This window comes from Paracoccus sp. (in: a-proteobacteria), assembly GCF_035556475.1.
Classification (GTDB): domain Bacteria; phylum Pseudomonadota; class Alphaproteobacteria; order Rhodobacterales; family Rhodobacteraceae; genus Paracoccus.
Map to the genome: position 1 here is coordinate 23,110 of NZ_DATMFA010000096.1, position 15,344 is coordinate 38,453.

The 15,344-nt window shown below is 64.1% G+C and carries 16 protein-coding genes; 9 read left to right on the forward strand and 7 right to left on the reverse strand.

Features of this window, described 5'->3' with window-relative positions:
* Positions 1-126: 126 nt before the first annotated feature.
* Genes VNQ78_RS12865 through VNQ78_RS12875 form a run of 3 tightly spaced genes read left to right on the forward strand, consistent with a single transcriptional unit; the run spans position 127 to position 2,739 of the window.
* Complete coding sequence (locus VNQ78_RS12865; protein ID WP_325690335.1) at positions 127-936, forward strand: ABC transporter ATP-binding protein; 810 nt, start codon at positions 127-129, stop codon at positions 934-936.
* A complete protein-coding gene (locus tag VNQ78_RS12870) occupies positions 933-1,718 on the forward strand; it encodes an ABC transporter permease (RefSeq protein ID WP_325690337.1) in 786 nt (261 codons plus the stop codon). The genes VNQ78_RS12865 and VNQ78_RS12870 overlap by 4 nt, the downstream gene beginning before the upstream one ends.
* A gap of 25 nt (positions 1,719-1,743) precedes the next feature.
* The gene (locus VNQ78_RS12875) at positions 1,744-2,739 is read left to right on the forward strand and encodes an ABC transporter substrate-binding protein (protein ID WP_325690339.1); all 996 of its coding nucleotides are present in this window, start codon (positions 1,744-1,746) and stop codon (positions 2,737-2,739) included.
* 173 nt (positions 2,740-2,912) lie between these two features.
* Here the strand turns inward: VNQ78_RS12875 and VNQ78_RS12880 are convergent, their stop codons facing one another.
* The 4 genes from VNQ78_RS12880 to VNQ78_RS12895 form a co-directional block, all read right to left on the reverse strand.
* Positions 2,913-3,776 (reverse strand): bestrophin family protein, encoded by an 864-nt coding sequence (locus VNQ78_RS12880; RefSeq protein ID WP_325690341.1) that lies wholly within the window; start codon positions 3,774-3,776, stop codon positions 2,913-2,915.
* Between the two features lie 5 nt (positions 3,777-3,781).
* Positions 3,782-4,579 (reverse strand): family 1 encapsulin nanocompartment shell protein, encoded by a 798-nt coding sequence (locus VNQ78_RS12885; protein ID WP_325690343.1) that lies wholly within the window; start codon positions 4,577-4,579, stop codon positions 3,782-3,784.
* Position 4,580: 1 nt separating this feature from the next.
* Positions 4,581-5,609: a Dyp-type peroxidase gene (locus VNQ78_RS12890; protein WP_325690345.1), complete on the reverse strand. Its 1,029-nt coding sequence runs from the start codon at positions 5,607-5,609 to the stop codon at positions 4,581-4,583.
* A gap of 119 nt (positions 5,610-5,728) precedes the next feature.
* A complete protein-coding gene (locus VNQ78_RS12895) occupies positions 5,729-7,150 on the reverse strand; it encodes an aldehyde dehydrogenase family protein (protein ID WP_325690347.1) in 1,422 nt (473 codons plus the stop codon).
* A gap of 121 nt (positions 7,151-7,271) precedes the next feature.
* Here VNQ78_RS12895 and VNQ78_RS12900 point away from each other — a divergent pair, with 121 nt between their 5' ends.
* The 5 genes from VNQ78_RS12900 (at position 7,272) to VNQ78_RS12920 (ending at position 12,409) form a co-directional block, all read left to right on the forward strand.
* On the forward strand, positions 7,272-8,177 hold the full coding sequence (locus VNQ78_RS12900; protein WP_325690349.1) for an AraC family transcriptional regulator: 906 nt from the start codon (positions 7,272-7,274) through the stop codon (positions 8,175-8,177).
* Between the two features lie 235 nt (positions 8,178-8,412).
* The gene (locus VNQ78_RS12905) at positions 8,413-9,909 is read left to right on the forward strand and encodes an aldehyde dehydrogenase family protein (RefSeq protein ID WP_325690351.1); all 1,497 of its coding nucleotides are present in this window, start codon (positions 8,413-8,415) and stop codon (positions 9,907-9,909) included.
* A gap of 150 nt (positions 9,910-10,059) precedes the next feature.
* A complete protein-coding gene (locus VNQ78_RS12910) occupies positions 10,060-10,407 on the forward strand; it encodes a hypothetical protein (protein WP_325690353.1) in 348 nt (115 codons plus the stop codon).
* Positions 10,408-10,442: 35 nt separating this feature from the next.
* Positions 10,443-10,844 carry a cytochrome c gene (locus VNQ78_RS12915; protein ID WP_325690355.1) on the forward strand — a complete coding sequence of 134 codons (402 nt, stop codon included), beginning with the start codon at positions 10,443-10,445 and terminating at the stop codon, positions 10,842-10,844.
* Positions 10,845-10,846: 2 nt separating this feature from the next.
* Positions 10,847-12,409, forward strand: a complete 1,563-nt coding sequence (locus VNQ78_RS12920) for an FAD-binding oxidoreductase (protein WP_325690357.1) — start codon at positions 10,847-10,849, stop codon at positions 12,407-12,409.
* 140 nt (positions 12,410-12,549) lie between these two features.
* On the opposite strand, the gene VNQ78_RS12925 is transcribed toward VNQ78_RS12920, so the two are convergent.
* From VNQ78_RS12925 to VNQ78_RS12935, 3 genes are all read right to left on the reverse strand, one after another.
* On the reverse strand, positions 12,550-12,951 hold the full coding sequence (locus tag VNQ78_RS12925; RefSeq protein WP_325690359.1) for a hypothetical protein: 402 nt from the start codon (positions 12,949-12,951) through the stop codon (positions 12,550-12,552).
* Positions 12,944-13,555 (reverse strand): DUF5671 domain-containing protein, encoded by a 612-nt coding sequence (locus VNQ78_RS12930; protein WP_325690361.1) that lies wholly within the window; start codon positions 13,553-13,555, stop codon positions 12,944-12,946. The genes VNQ78_RS12925 and VNQ78_RS12930 overlap by 8 nt, the downstream gene beginning before the upstream one ends.
* A 247-nt stretch (positions 13,556-13,802) precedes the next feature.
* A complete protein-coding gene (locus VNQ78_RS12935) occupies positions 13,803-14,978 on the reverse strand; it encodes an MFS transporter (protein WP_325690362.1) in 1,176 nt (391 codons plus the stop codon).
* A gap of 225 nt (positions 14,979-15,203) precedes the next feature.
* Here VNQ78_RS12935 and VNQ78_RS12940 point away from each other — a divergent pair.
* A partial coding sequence (locus VNQ78_RS12940) for a transposase (RefSeq protein ID WP_325690364.1) occupies positions 15,204-15,344 on the forward strand: 141 nt, incomplete at its 3' end.

Below are 15,344 nucleotides of genomic sequence, written 5' to 3' on the forward strand. Positions count from 1 at the left end.
GTGCGGATGTTAGTGGACCGGACTTGGCTGTCAAACGGTCATTACCCTTGTAGTTGACTTCCACCGCGGGCTAGAACCGCCGCGGAGGAGCGAACCGCACTATCATCAGCAACAGGAGATGACCGGATGGCGCCAGCCGTCAATCTTAAGGCTGTGGACATCACGTTCACGGTCGGCGGAAAGCCTGCCTTTCGCGCCGTGGCCAATGCCGATCTGCAGGTCGCCCGAGGTGAATTCGTCGCCATTGTCGGGCCGACCGGCTCGGGAAAATCGACGCTGCTGAATGCGGCGGCCGGGCTGCTGAAACCCTCGGCGGGCACCGTCGAAATCGAGGGCGAGCCGCTGGAAGGGCTGAACCGCAAGGCGGGCTACCTGTTCCAGGCGGATGCCCTGATGCCCTGGAAGACCTCGCGGGACAACGTGGCCATTCCGCTTGAAATCGCCGGCACCCCGCGGCGCGAGGCGCTGGCCCGTGCCGATGAATGGCTGGTGCGCGTGGGCCTGCGCGGCTTTGGCGATCGCTACCCGCATATGCTGTCGGGTGGCCAGCGCAAGCGCGTCGCCATGGCGCAGGTCTTGATCCGCGATCCCGACATCTTGCTGATGGACGAGCCTTTCGGCCCGCTCGACGCGCAGACCCGGCTGATCATGGGCGATCTGCTGCTGGACCTCTGGCAGGAGGAACGCAAGGCAGTGATGTTCGTGACCCACGATCTCGAGGAAGCGATCTCGCTTTCGGACCGCGTCGTCATCATGTCCACCGGTCCCGATGCCCGCCTGATCGGTGATTTTCCGATCCCGCTCGAGCGTCCGCGCGACGTATCCGAGATCAAGCTGACGCCCGAATTCCAGCAGCTGCACCGCGAAATCTGGCAGATGCTGAAGGAGCAGGTGCTGAAGGCCTATGGCTATGCTGAAAAGGAGAACGCCCGATGAAACGGTCGCTTCTGTTGCCGCTGCAGATCCTCGTCGCGGCCCTGGCCCTGCTGTTCTGGTGGGTGCTGACCAATACCTCGCTCATCGGCGAGATGTCGCGGATGCGCTTCTTCTTCTCGACCCCCGGCGACGTGCTGCAGCAGATCATGGCGTGGTTCCGCTCGGGCGAGATCTGGTATCACCTGTGGATCACCCTGCTTGAAGCCGCGCTGGCCTTTATCATCGGCACGGTGGCGGCGCTGATCCTTGGCTTCTGGCTGGCGCGCAGGCCGGGGCTGGCCGCGGTCTTCGACCCCTATATCAAGGCCGCGAACGCGCTGCCCCGCGTCGTGCTGGCGCCGATCTTCACGCTGTGGTTCGGGCTGGGCATCTGGTCCAAGGTCGCGCTCGGCTTCACGCTGGTCTTCTTCATCGTCTTCTTCAACGTCTATCAGGGCGTGAAGGAGGTGAACCGCACCGTGTTGCAGAACGCCCGCATGCTCGGCATGTCCGAGCGGCAATTGCTGCGCCACGTCTATCTGCCCTCGGCGCTGAGCTGGGTGTTCTCGTCGCTGCATATCTCGATCGGCTTTGCCGTCGTGGGCGCCGTGGTCGGCGAGTATCTGGGCGCTTCGGCCGGGCTGGGCTATCTGATCGCGCAGGCCGAAGGCATGTTCGACATTGCCGGCGTCTTTGCCGGGATGTTCGTGCTCTCTGCCTTCGTCCTGCTGATCGACTGGGGCGTCACGCTGGCCGAACGCCGCCTGCTGGTCTGGCGGCCGGACAACGATCACCACAATTAATCCATCCGGAAAGGGAGGAACGCAAATGAAACTCAATAGGGCTCTGGTCGCCGTGCTTGCTTTGGGCGCAGCGGCCCCCGCCAGCGCCGAGACGATCAAGATCGCCATCGGCGGCTCCGGCTGCATCTGCTATCTGCCGGTGGTGCTGGCCGAACAACTCGGCAATTTCGACAAGCATGGCGTCGATGTCGAACTGGTCGATTTCAAGGGCGGCTCGGCCGCGCTGAAGGCCGTCGTGGGTGGCAGTGCCGATGTGGTCTCGGGCTATTACGAGCATACGCTCAGCATGGCGGCCAAGCATCAGGACATGCAGGCCTTCGTCGTGCAGGGCAAGCTGCCCGGCATCGCGCTGGTTGTCGCCCCCAAGAACAACGGCGAGATCAACAGCATTGCCGATCTGGACGGCAAGACCGTGGGCGTGACCGCGCCCGGTTCCTCGACCGATTTCTTCCTGAAATACATGCTGTCCAAGCAGTCGCTTGACCCGAAAGCGGCCTCGGTCGTCGGCGTGGGCGTCGGCGCCACCTCGGTCGCGGCGGTAGAGCAGGGCCAGATCGACGCGGTGGTCACGCTGGACCCGGCAATCTCGCAATTGCAGAAGCTGCATCCCGACCTGAAGATGCTGGTGGATACCCGCAAGGAAGAGGACACGCGCAAGTTCTTCGGAGCGGATTACATCGGCGCGGCGCTCTACACCCGGCGCGAATGGATCGACGCCCATCCGAAGGAAGTCGAGGCCATGGCTGCCGCGATCGTTGATACGCTGCATTATATCCACGAGACCAGCCCCGAGGAAATCGCCAGCCAGATGCCCGCGAACATCACCGGCGCGGACAAGGCGATCTATGCGGAATCGCTGAAGAGCAGCCTCGAGATGATCTCGACCGATGGCAAGGTGGACCCGGACGGCGCCAAGGTCGTGCTGGAAGTGATGAGCTTCAACTCGCCCGAGATCAAGGACGCCAAGGTGGATCTGGATCGTACCTATACCAACGCCTTTGTCGAGAAGGCGGCGAACTGACCGCAGCTTCCACGGCCTTGACAGGCTGCTGGAGTCTGGACCCGATACGGAAAACGTCATCCACCCTCGGCATTGCAACGGCGGGGGTGGGTGATACGCAAAAGAGGCGAAGCGGGCGGAAGATGCTGCCCGCTGATCGCAGGACCACCGGCATCGTGACCCGCGCCAGATCTTCAGGTCCGTCGGTCGTCGTCCATCGCCGCAGTCATTTCGCGTTCAATGGTTCCGCGCAGAAGGTCCAGCGGAATGGCATTCGGCGATCCTCCGAACGGATCTTCCAGCTGATGGCTCAGCGCGTCGAGGCCGAAGAAGGTATAGGCGACCAGCAGCACCGGCAGCAGCGTCCACCAACCCAGCGATCCGGCCAGCGCAAATGGCAGCAGCACGCAGAAGACCAGCGCCGTCCGATGCAGAAGCAGGGAATAGGCAAAGGGCACCGGGGTCGAGGCGATCCGTTCGCAGGCCGCCTGCGCCGCGGAAAGCTGGGCAAGATAGCCCTCGAGCACGGTCCAGCGGATCTCGCCCAGGCGCCCGGCACCGGTTGCGGCGATCAGCTCCCGCCCGGCGAGTTGCAGGACGCGGTCGGTCGGATTGGGTCGGCTGGCCACATCCTCGGCGGGCAGCCAATGTGCGATCGCCGCGCGCTCGTCCTGATGGCGCAACCGGGCGGCGAGGCCCGCGGCAAAGGCGCAAAGCGCGCGCAGCAACAGCCTGCGGGTCTCGGGCTCCAGCCCGGCGCTGGCCCGGGCGAGGCCCCGGCAGGCGATGATCACCTGCCCCCAAAGCTCGCGCCCCTCCCACCAGCGGGCATAGCAGGTGCTGTTGCGAAAGCTCATGAAAACCGAGAGCGCGATGCCGATCAGCGTAAACGGGATGGCGCTGATCCGGGCGAAGATGCCGGGATGCATCCGCGCCGCAAGGATCGCCACGATGCAGACCACCCCGATCGCCCCCAGACGCCCGAGGATCACCGGAATGATCGAGCCCTTGAGCGTGAAAAGGATGTCCCGCAGATTGGGCTGCGCGCGCGCCGGCATCGCGGTCAGGCGTCCAGCCGGACGACCGCTTCCGAGGTCTGCATCTGGAAGGTCAGGCTTTCCTGCAGATACAGCGTCACGCTGTCCGCGTCATGGGCGAGATAGCCGATCGAGATATCCTGACCCAGCCAGAGATCGAAATCGCCGCCGCGCGTGGTCACGACCGCGCCGCCCTCCAGCGCCTGGCTCCAGATCACGGGCGCATCGACCAGCTTTTCCAGATGCTTCAGCACCGGATAGCCGTCCTCGGCACCCCCGGCCGCTTCGGTGAAGGCCGCCGTGCCCAGGACCAGCGCATAGGGACCGTTGACGCCCGCCAGCCGCAAGGCGCTGACGGCCTGCGCGACCGCCTCGGGATAGTCCGCAACGTCTTTCGGCAAGGCGACGGCGGCATTGCTGCTTTCGGGCAGGATGCCCTTGATGCCGGCATCGGCATAGCCCTGGAACACCAGCCGATCCTCGGCCAGGGCGATCTGGCGGGCGGCGTCCTTCAGCGGCTGCCAGTCGCTGTCGTTCGAGCCGCGCGCCACGTCGTCGATGGCGGCGCGGGTCAGCCTGAAGGGCACGCGCAGCTCGACCAGCGGATTGACCTCGCGCTGGCGACAATCGACACCCTCCGCCAGAGCGGCAGCCGGTCGCAGATGACCGGTGCCGATGGCGGAAAGCTCGAAGCCCTCGGGCCCGTGTAGGTCAACCACCCGGCGCGCGCCGAGATAGCGTTTCAGCGTGCGCGAGGCCTCGTCCTCGATCTGCGCCCAGGCGGCGTCACTGATCGGGGCGAGGGCGCGGTGAAGGTTGTCCATGTCAGTTCCCCTGTTTCAAAGATCCGATACCAAGCGAGCCTTGCGCCCGCCCGGCCAGGCCCGCTCTCCCCTGCTCCGGCTCCGGCATGGCCAGCGCCTCGCCAGAGCCGATCCGGCCGAGCAGATCGGACGAGGGCACGAAGAACAGCCCGCCCGTCACGGCGGTCGAGACATCGAGGATGCGGTCGTAATTTCCCGGCGGCAGGCCCACGAACATATTGGTCAGCATGGTCTCGATCCGGCCCGGCTCGCGGGCATAGCCGATGAAATAGGTGCCGAACTCGCCGCGCGCCGGACTGCCGAAGGGCATGTTGTCGCGCAGGATCTGCAACTGGTTGCCGTCGGCGTCGTTGATGTTGGTCAGCACGTTATGGGCGTAGCTGGCCTTCCGGTCGTCGGGAAACTCGATATCCGAAAGCTTGTGGCGGCCGATCACCCGCTCTTGCGCCTCGACCGTCATCGCCTTCCATTTCGCAAGATCATGCAGATATTTCTGCACGATGACATAGCTGCCGCCAGCAAAGAGCGGGTCTTCGCCGGCAATGACCACAGCCGCGGCACGCGCGACGCCATCCGGGTTCTCGGTCCCGTCGACAAAGCCGAGAAGGTCGCGGTTGTCAAAGAACTTGAACCCCTGGGTCTCGTCCTCGACCGTGACCACGGCCCCCAGCCGCAGCATGATCTGGGTGGCCAGTTCGAAGCAGTAATCCGGCCGGGCGGCGCGGATATGCAGCAGGATGTCGCCCGGCGTCGCGGGCGCGTGATGGACGCCCGCAATTTCGCGGAACGGGTGCAGGTCTCGCGGCCGGGCGCCGGGATCCAGCCGGTCCCAGAGCGCACCCCCTATGCCAAGAACGCAGCTCAACTCAGCCGAGGCGTTGCGAAACCCGACGGCCCGGACCAGCGAAGGAAGGTCGGCACAGAACTCGCGGAAGGTATCGACCGCCCCGTCGTCCTGGTGAAGGGTCAGGGTCAGGAAGATGGCGTTGGCGGTCAATGCCCCCTCGGCAGGCTGGTTTGCAATCGTCATTGAGCATCCCTCGCTGGCACGACTCCAGCAAAGCCTATTCGGCGGGTTTGCGAAAGTGCTGTCATCGTCGCAATCGGACGGCGGAGGGAAGGCCACCCTTCGGTCGATAGCCCGGTTGCTCAGAGCCGCAGATCAAGGCCCTCGTGGCCAATGCTGATCCAGCGGGTCTCGGTGAATTCATCAAGGGCGGCGGTGCCGCCGAAGCGGCCATAGCCGCTGTCCTTGATGCCGCCGACCGGCATGTCGGGGCGGTCGATCACCGTGGGCGCGTTGATATGGCAGATCCCCGCCTCGATCCGCCGAGCGAGCTGCATGGCGCGCGGCACGTCGCGGCTCCAGACCGCCGCCGACAGGCCAAAACTGCAATCATTGGCCAGCGAGATCGCCTCCTCCTCCGATCCGGCGCGGCAGATCGCCAGCAACGGGCCGAAGCATTCCTCGTGATAGACCCGCATCCCCGGATCGACATGATCGAGCACGGTGGCCTCCACGAAGCTGCCGCGTCGGTTGCCGCCGCAGAGCAGCCGTGCCCCCTTGGCGCAGGCATCCTCGACCAGATCCTGCTGCCGCTGGGCCATCGCCTCGCTGACCACCGGACCGAGGGTCGGCGCCCCCTCCCCGGCGTGGCCGGCATGAAGCCTCGCGGCACGATCGACCAGCAGATCCGCAAAATGATCGGCGATGTCCTCGGGCAGGATCACCCGATCCGTACTCATGCAGACCTGGCCCTGATTGAGGAAAGCGCCATAGATCGCTGCATCGGCCGCGGCTTCGAAATCGGCATCGGCCAGCACCACCAGCGGCGCCTTGCCCGAAAGCTCCAGCAGGCAGCGTTTCAGATGCTGCGCCGCAACCCCGGCGACAAAGCGTCCGACCCGGCTCGATCCGGTGAAATTCACCCGGCGCACCGCCTCATGCGCGATCAGGATGCGGGCCACCTCCTCGGCCTGGTCGGGGCTGTGGGTGACCACATTCAGAACTCCCTGCGGCAGCCCGGCCTGTGCCAGAACCTCGGCTATCAGCAGCTGCGTGCCGGCGCAGATCTCGGAAGCCTTGAGCACCACCGAATTGCCGCAGGCCAGCGCCGTGGCAATTGCGCGCACCCCGAGCGCCAGCGGCGCATTCCAGGGCGCGATGCCCAGGCAGACGCCAACCGGCTCGCGACAAATGAAATGCCGGCCGCTCAGGTCGGGGGCAGGTTCCGTCACCAGGGTTTCGGCCAGATCGGCCGCGACCTGGAGTTGCCAGACCGCCTGCCTGACATTGAACCGCTGCCAGGCCGGGGTCGCGCCGATCTCGTCCTGCATCAGCCGGCCGAAGCGCGGCGCCTCCTGCTGCATCAGGGTGGCGGCGCGTCGCAGGATCGCCCCCCGCTCGGATCCCGGCTGCTGCGACCAGGGCAGGAAAGCCAGCGCGGCGCGATTGACCATCGCCCGCGCCTCGGCCGGCGTCATTGCCGGCACGCGCGAGGCAATGGTGCCGTTAACCGGATTGAGGCGCAGACATTCCTCGCCAAGCGCGACGTTCCCCTGCCCTGCCAAGGTCTGTCCCTGCAGCGCCCGCCGTCGGGCCAGAGAATTATCGCCTGTCGTCGATCTTGCCATTGCGTTCCGAGGCGATGATGTCATTTTCGCTTATCTATTTGTCATTTTAGATCAAACCATGCCGCAAAGCCGCTCTCTTAGCAATGATCTGCAGGCCGAACTGCGAGTCGAAACCCCCGAGGTCGGGCTGCGGGCGCGCCTCCTGCGACCGAACCGCGGGCCCTATCGCGACCATGTGCATATCCTGCTGCTTGCCGAGGGGCAGTTGCGCCTTGAAGCGGGCGAGCCGACGCATGATCTGCATGGCCCGGCCGCGCTGATCCTGCCGCCCTCATCCGAGCATCTGCTGACATTGGGGGCCGGGGCGAGCTGCTGGCTTTTCGGCCTTTCCAGCGCGCTTCTGGGCGAGATTGCCGGGGCCCGCCCGGATTTCGAGCTGATGCTACCTCTCAGCCGTTCGATCATCATGGCGACGGAACTGGAGACTGCCGGACCATTGGCCGCGCCGCTTTTGGCCGAGGCGATGATGGCGGAACTGCAGGCGGCCGCGCCGGGCCACCGCACCGCCGTTCTCTCCTATCTGCGGCTGATTATTCTGGCGATCTGGCGGCAATCCCATCCCGAGATCCCGGCCGACCGGCCGCATTCCGACGCGCATATCCTCGAGGATTTCCGCCGCGAGGTGGAGATCCATTTTCGCGGTCATCTGCCGGTGGCGGACTATGCCCGCGCCCTCGGCCTCAGCGAGAGCCGGCTGCGGCGGATCTGCCAGCGTGGGCTTGACCGCAGCCCGCTGCAACTGATCCACCAGCGCGTGATGCGCGAGGCGGTGATCTGGCTGGAACACAGCGACCAGAACGTCGCGGGCATCGCACTGGAACTCGGCTTTGCCGATTCCGCCGAGTTCAGCCATTTCTTCAAGCGTCTCTCGGGTCGCGCGCCCAGCCGGTTCCGCGAAGAGCAGCGCTCCTCCTCGGCTGCCTCCGAGGAAACTACAGCGGTCCGTTTCGCCGATTGGCCCTAAGCGGATGCTTCCCGGCCGGCCCGGAGGTCATCCCGGCTCAAATCGCCTGAAAATCACAACCAAATGTCATTTTATGACATTTCTCTTCATTCCATACTCATTACTTTGACATTGAACCCCGGAAGTGCCGAAACTCTGGACAGTTGGGGATCCGGCCGGAACGACCGCTTGGGCTGGTTGCGGCTTCGGAGAGAGGAAATGGCCCGTTCGCCGGGTCTGCAAGGAGAGGATCGAGATGTCGGTAGCATCTGCACAGAACGCAAAAGCGGGCGACTCGCCCTATTCCGGGCTCGATTTGCAGTTTATCGGCGGCCTTTGGCGGCCTGGCCGGTCCAACCGCAACGCCGTCAATCTCAACCCTTTCGATGGCAGCGAGCTTGGCCGGGTCCAACTGGCGAGCCGTGAAGATGTCGACGCCGCCTATACCGCCGCCAAGGCCGCGCAACCGGCCTGGGCCGCTGTCCCGCCCGCCGAGCGCGAGGCGATCATCCGCCGCGCCGTCGCCATCTTCGACACCCGCGCTGAGGAAATCCTTGGCTGGCTGGGGCGCGAATCCGGCTCAACCGTGATCAAGTCGCATATCGAACTGGATGCGGCCCGGACCATCACCGAATATGCCGCAGGCTTCCCCGGCGCGGTCAAAGGCGAGATGCTGGCCTGTGAGCCCGGCATGGAAAGCCGCGTCTACCGCGAGCCTCTGGGCGTGATCGGCATTATCAGCCCGTGGAATTTCCCGCTGCATCTGTCGGTGCGCTCGGTCGCGCCGGCGCTTGCGCTTGGGAATGCGGTGGTGCTGAAGCCGGCCTCGGACACGCCCTTCACCGGCGGCACGCTGATCGGCAAGATCTTCGAAGAGGCCGGGGTTCCGCCGGGCGTGATGAACGTGGTGATCGGCTCGGGCGCCGAGATCGGCGACTATTTCGTCGAACATGAAGTGCCGGCCTTCATCTCGTTCACCGGCTCGACCGAAGTGGGCAAGCGGGTCGGACAGCTTGCCACCGGCGGCAAATTCATCAAGCGCGTCGCGCTGGAGCTTGGCGGCAATGCGCCGCTGGTCGTGCTGGACGACGCCGATATCGAAGCGGCCGCCGGGGCCGCCGTCTTTGGCCGCTTCCTGCATCAGGGTCAGATCTGCATGTCGACGAACCGGGTGATCGTGGATGAAAAGATCCATGATGCCTTCGTCGCCGCGGTGGTTGAACGGGCCGGGAAGCTGACCTTCGGCGACCCGCTGTCGCCCGCGACCAATATCGGGCCGGCCATCAACAAGGGCCAGGCCGAGGGCGTGCGCGCCAAGATCGCCAAGGCCCGCGCCGAAGGTGCGGTTCAGGTTCTGGGCCAGGACACCGAAGGCAACCAGATCGCGCCGCATATCTTCACCGAGGTCGGACCGCATTTCGCCCTTGCCCGCGAAGAGACCTTCGGCCCGGTCCTGCCGATCATCAAGGCCCGGGACGAGGCCCATGCCCTCGAACTGGCCAATGATACCGAATACGGCCTGTCGAGCGCGGTCTATGGCCAGAATATCGAGCGCGCGGTCGCCTTTGCCCGCAAGATCGTCGCCGGCATGACGCATGTGAACGCGATCACCGTCGCCGACCATGCCAATGCGCCCTTCGGGGGCGAAAAGAACTCGGGCCTCGGCCGCTTCAACGGGCATTGGATCCTTGAGGAATTTACGCGCCCCCATTGGGTGACCATCCATCAGAACGGACCGAAATTCCCGTTCTGATGCCGGATTTCGCAGCGTATCCCGCCATGGGCCATGCGCTGCAAGGCGAGACCGTTCCGGCAGCAAACGCCGGGATAAAGGATCGGACAGGGATATTCACCGGCGTCCCCCTGCTCCGTTCCGGTGCCTGCAAGGTTTGAGGAGGTGAAAATGCTTACAAGACGTGGCTTCATCGTGGCAGGTGGCGGCGCCATCGCCACATTCTCACTGGTTGGCGCAGGCCATGCAGGCATCGCCCGGACCGGGCGCGATGCCGTGGTGGTCTATAGCAAGGCGCGCATCCCCGCCCCCAACGCTCTGGCGCGGTCGCATCTGCTGCTGGGCGATGACCTGACGGCCAACCTGCTCAACCTGGAGAAGCTGATCCGTCAGGATCCGGCCCGGCCTCTGGTGCTGGAACTGGATGCGGCGGATGAGATGCTGTTCGCCATCGCCCGCACCAATGTCGCCACCCACGGGGCCCGCGCCGGAACTGCCGCCCAGGCGGCGGTTGTCTGATCCTTTCCTAGACCCAAGTACCAGGAGTGTCTGATATGACCACCCAGGGTAAAACCGCCCGGCGTGTTGTTGCAGGTCTCGGCGCCATCTGGCTGCTGGCCATGCCCGCCATTGCGCAGGAAGCCGCCCCCACCGCCAAGACCGCCGAGGCCGCGCCGCCGGATCTGACCGAAACGCTGGACCAGCGCCGCAGCTTTGCCACCGGCGAGGACGCCTGGAACAAGGTGTGTTCCCGCTGCCATACCGTGGACGGCAAGGCCGATGCCCATAGCGTCGGTCCTGACCTGTCGCCGAACGAATATGACGCCGACACCCTGCGCTTTTTCATCCGCAACGGCCATCTGGCGATGCCGGCCTTCCCCGGCTCGGCCCTTGATGATGCCACGATCGACGATCTGGCGGCCTATTTCGCCGCCAACGTCCATAAAGGGGAATAATCATGTCCGAGCGTGAATTCGAAGTCCTTCCCGAAGGCATCAGCGCCGAAACCTTCGCCAAGGCAGTGGCCGAGTTCGAGGCGGTGCTGGGCGCAGGCAATGTCATCTCGGACGAGGAACGGCTGACCCCCTATTTCAAGACCATGATGCCGGTCGACGACGATCTCTACAAAACCTCCTGCGTGATCCAGGCCACCACGGTCGAGCAGGTGCAGGCGGTCGTGAAGATCTGCAACACTTACGAAATCCCGGTCTGGACCATTTCGACCGGCCGGAACTTTGGTTACGGCACCGCGGCCCCCGCCAAGCGTGGCACGGTGGTGCTGGATCTGAAGCATATGAACAAGATCATCGCGGTCGACCGCGATCTGGGCACCGCCTTGGTGGAGCCGGGCGTCACCTATCAGCAGCTCTTTGACTATCTGCAGGAAAACGACCTGCCCTTCTATCTGTCCTGCCCGGCGCCTTCGGCCATTGCCGGCCCGGTCGGCAATACCATGGACCGTGGCGTGGGCTACACCCCCTATGGCGAGCATTTCATGATGCAATGCGGCATGGAGGTGGTGCTGGCCAATGGCGAGGTGCTGCGCACCGGCATGGGCGGTGTCGAAGGCAACTCGGCATGGCAAGTGTTCAAATGGGGCTATGGCCCCTATCTCGACGGTATCTTCACCCAGTCGAATTTCGGCATCTGCACCAAGATGGGCTTCTGGCTGATGCCCAAGCCGCCGGTCTACAAGCCGTTCTGCGTCATCTATGACAACGAGGAGGACATCGCCGAGATCGTCGATCTGTTCCGTCCGCTGCGGCTGAATGGCGTCATCCCGAACTCGGTCGTCTATGCCTCGACCATCTACGAGGCCGCAGGCATCATTTCGCGCCGCAAATATTTCGACGGCGAAGGCTTCACTCCGCATGAGGTCATCGAAGAGATCCGCGAAAAGGAAGGCCTCGGCGCCTGGAACGTCTATGCGGCGCTTTACGGCACCAAAGAGCAGGTCGAGGTCAACTGGAACATCGTCAAGGCGACGGTCGAGGGTCACGGCAAGGGCCGGATCATCACCGAGGAAGAGGCCGGCGGCAAGCAGCCCTTCCAGTATCGCGCCGATCTGATGCGCGGCTATATGACCATGCAGGAATTCGGCCTCTATCGCTGGCGGGATGATCGGGGTGCCGGGGGCGGTTCGATGTGGTTCGCGCCGGTGACGGTGAACAAGGGTTCGGAGACCCTCGACCAGACCCGGCTCGCGACCGAGATCCTCAACAAGCACGGATTCGACTATGCCGGTGAATATATCGTCGGCATGCGCGACCTGCACCACATCATCGATGTGCTGTTCGACAAGTCGGATGAAGAGGAGACCCAGCGCGCCTATGAATGTTTCGACGAACTGCTGACCGAATTCGCCAATCGTGGCTATGCGGTCTATCGGGTCAACAATGCCTTCATGGACAAGGTCGCCGGCATCTATGGCGAGACCCAGCGCGAGATCAACCGCACGCTGAAACGGGCGCTGGACCCCAAGGGCATCCTTGCCCCCGGCAAATCCGGCATCACCATCTGATCACGGCAGAAACCAGCCCCGCGGGTTGCGATCCGCGGGGCACCAGAAATCAACGAGGCGTCACGAGGTCCTTGGGCGGTCGATCTGCCCAAAGCTGACTGAAGCCGGCGGTTCGGCACAGACCGATCGCAGGGCCGGGATTACGGATTGCGGTCCTGCCGCAGCTCAAACTCTCTGGAAATACAGCCCTCCGCATTGCGTCTCCAGCGATCGGCCGGCCGCTGCGGCGGCAGTTCGAAATTCGCGCAGAGGCTGTAACTGTGCGGGCCAGTCACGCTGTAGCGATAGGGCTCCTGGCTGTAGGGATCGGCGAGGCGCTCGGTCCACGGGCATTGCTCTGCCGGCGCCAGCACCGCCGGAAGGCTGCCGCTCTGCCGCGCGAGGCAATCGACCCAGGACGCCATAGCGACAAGATCCTGCTCGCGTTGTGCATCCCGCTTCTGCTTTCGTGCATGGCCCGGACCGCCCGCCACCAGCAAGCCAAGGACGATGGCAACAGCGGAAACCGCGCCGATGGCGATGGTGGTCCATCCCTTAGCCATGAAGCTCATCCCGGTAATAGGCCAGAACCAGCGCGGCTATGCTTGCGACGAGCGCCGCCCTGCAGATGAAGCGCAAGGTGAGATCCCCATTCAACAGGGCATAGATGACATAGACGGCATCGCCCAGAAACACCAATGAGGCGACGAGAAGCGTCAATGATGCAAACCACTTTCGCACCAGCGAGCGGCTGCGTCCGCTGTCTTCCCCACCAAGCCGCGCGATCCGCCTGCTGAGCAGCAGGAATACCGGCGTGAAGGCGATGAGTGCGGCGATGGACCATCTGGCCGAGCTTCCGGGCGAAACGGGATAGTCTCCGGGATCCGGGATCAGGTAGTCGATCAACGCCATCCCGAGTTGGCAGAGATGCCAGGAAATCGCCCCGAGGGAGATAAAGAGCAACCCATAGACCAGCGCCTCCTGTGCGGACGCATATGGCCGCGGTCGCGGCACCGGTGGCCTGCCCGGCATCCAGCCTGCGATCGCGTCGTCGATTTCGGGTGGAGACCAGCCTGCGCCCGCCAATGCGCCGCGGATGGCCTCTGGCTCATCGCCATTCGAAAGCGATAGGCGGACATATTCCGAGAGCTGTTCGGATGGCTTCATGTTTTCCTCCCCTCCCCCTTGATCTTGCGCGGCAGGCGGGTGGGATCAAGTTCGAATGCAATATCCGTGAGCGTCTTTCAAAACCTGTCTCACCATGTATCGGGCAGTTTCCACCAGAAAAACGCCTTGCAGAAGATCGAGCAACCGCCGCTCCCATCCGGGGCGGGTTCCACGAGCGTCCGTTTCTCGGGGTCAACACAACCACGATCCGTCAGTGTGGAGATCGCGGATGAAGCGAGACGACAGCCTATCTGCGCGCCATGCGCCAGATCAGCGGCGCCAGCACCAGGGCGATGGCCGGGAAGATCAGCAGGTTTACCGCCGCCCATCCAGATGCCTGCAATAGCGCGCCCGAAAAGAACGAACCCGCCGCCACCGTTCCGAATACCACGAAGTCGTTCAGTCCCTGGGCACGGCCACGTTCCTCTTCCGTATGCGCGTCGGCCACCATCGCGGTCGCGCCGATGAAGCCGAAGTTCCAACCCAGCCCCAGCAGGATCAGCGAGACGTAGAAATGCGTGATGTCGAGGCCAAACAGCGCCGCCGCCCCTGACAGCCCTATGATGACAAGGCCGATCGCCGTAATGCGCTCCTTGCCGAAACGAGCGATCAGCTTTCCGGTGAAAAGGCTTGGCGCGAACATTGCCAGCACGTGCCATTGAATGCCATGGGCTGCATGATCCACCGAATGGCCATGTCCTACCATCGCCATGGGTGCGGCCGTCATCACGAAGGCCATAAGCCCGTAGGAGACGACACCCGCGGCGAGGGCCAGCGCAAACGGCGGCGAGGCAAGCAACTGGCCGATACTGCGCCCGCCCCCCACCGCCGATGTGGCCTTGACCGGGCGCGGGGCATGGAGAAGGGCCAACACCGGCAGCGCGATCAGCGCAAGCGCCGCCTGGCTCAGGAAGCTACCGGCATAGGCGACGTCTGGCACCGACTCGCGTGTCAGGATCACGAGTTGCGGGCCGATCACCGCAGCGATCAGGCCCCCCACCATGACCCAGGATATCGCCTTGCCTCGATCCCCTCCGCTGCGGCCATCCGCGGCGGCGAACCGGTAGGTCTGCACATAAGAGGAATAGGTGCCCGCAACGAAGGTGCCGACGCAAAACAGCGCGAACAGGCTGAGCCAGATCGCCCACGCCGCGATCAGTCCAGACACGATCCCCAATGTCGCGCCCAGGAGATAGCCCGACCTCCGGCCAAACCGGCGCATCACCGCCGCAGCCGGCAGCGTCCCGAGAGCCAGCCCGAGATTGTAGACACTGACAGGCAACGTCGCCAATGTCTGGTTGGTCGAGAGCTGCTGCCCGACCAGCCCACCCAGAGATATGACGATCGGGCCGCTGGCTGCGCCCAGAGACTGCGCAATGACGAGAAGGGCAAGGTTACGGCGAAGGTTGACGGTCTGGGGCACGGGCTCTCGTCCATGGATCTAACTAAGCGGGAACCAACTTTAACGCTCGTTCTGGCCCGGAATATCAAGAGGATCATGTAGACCCCATCCTTCATCGGCGTGAAGAGCCGTCACGACTGGCAGTCCTTTGTCAGCTAATCCCAAGTGAGCTACTCCCCGGAAATCGGACAGTGACGGAAGCTAGGATCTGACGTTTGCTGGTCTCCAAGGACGAGGAGATCAGGAATGCGGAAACGCAGGAACCATGACGCGAGCTTCAAGGCTCGGGTTGCGCTTGAGGCCGTGAAGGGCGAGCGGACGGTGTCGGAGCTGGCCGCCGAATACGGCGTGCATCCGACGATGATCCATCAATGGAAGAAAGCTTTG

Excerpts from the sequence above, each read along its gene's own strand:
- VNQ78_RS12865 (WP_325690335.1), top strand. The coding sequence starts at position 127 with ATGGCGCCAGCCGTCAATCTTAAGGCTGTGGACATCACGTTCACGGTC.
- VNQ78_RS12870 (WP_325690337.1), top strand. The coding sequence starts at position 933 with ATGAAACGGTCGCTTCTGTTGCCGCTGCAGATCCTCGTCGCGGCCCTG.
- VNQ78_RS12875 (WP_325690339.1), top strand. The coding sequence starts at position 1,744 with ATGAAACTCAATAGGGCTCTGGTCGCCGTGCTTGCTTTGGGCGCAGCG.
- VNQ78_RS12880 (WP_325690341.1), bottom strand. The coding sequence starts at position 3,776 with ATGCCGGCGCGCGCGCAGCCCAATCTGCGGGACATCCTTTTCACGCTC.
- VNQ78_RS12885 (WP_325690343.1), bottom strand. The coding sequence starts at position 4,579 with ATGGACAACCTTCACCGCGCCCTCGCCCCGATCAGTGACGCCGCCTGG.
- VNQ78_RS12890 (WP_325690345.1), bottom strand. The coding sequence starts at position 5,609 with ATGACGATTGCAAACCAGCCTGCCGAGGGGGCATTGACCGCCAACGCC.
- VNQ78_RS12900 (WP_325690349.1), top strand. The coding sequence starts at position 7,272 with ATGCCGCAAAGCCGCTCTCTTAGCAATGATCTGCAGGCCGAACTGCGA.
- VNQ78_RS12905 (WP_325690351.1), top strand. The coding sequence starts at position 8,413 with ATGTCGGTAGCATCTGCACAGAACGCAAAAGCGGGCGACTCGCCCTAT.
- VNQ78_RS12910 (WP_325690353.1), top strand. The coding sequence starts at position 10,060 with ATGCTTACAAGACGTGGCTTCATCGTGGCAGGTGGCGGCGCCATCGCC.
- VNQ78_RS12915 (WP_325690355.1), top strand. The coding sequence starts at position 10,443 with ATGACCACCCAGGGTAAAACCGCCCGGCGTGTTGTTGCAGGTCTCGGC.
- VNQ78_RS12920 (WP_325690357.1), top strand. The coding sequence starts at position 10,847 with ATGTCCGAGCGTGAATTCGAAGTCCTTCCCGAAGGCATCAGCGCCGAA.
- VNQ78_RS12925 (WP_325690359.1), bottom strand. The coding sequence starts at position 12,951 with ATGGCTAAGGGATGGACCACCATCGCCATCGGCGCGGTTTCCGCTGTT.
- VNQ78_RS12930 (WP_325690361.1), bottom strand. The coding sequence starts at position 13,555 with ATGAAGCCATCCGAACAGCTCTCGGAATATGTCCGCCTATCGCTTTCG.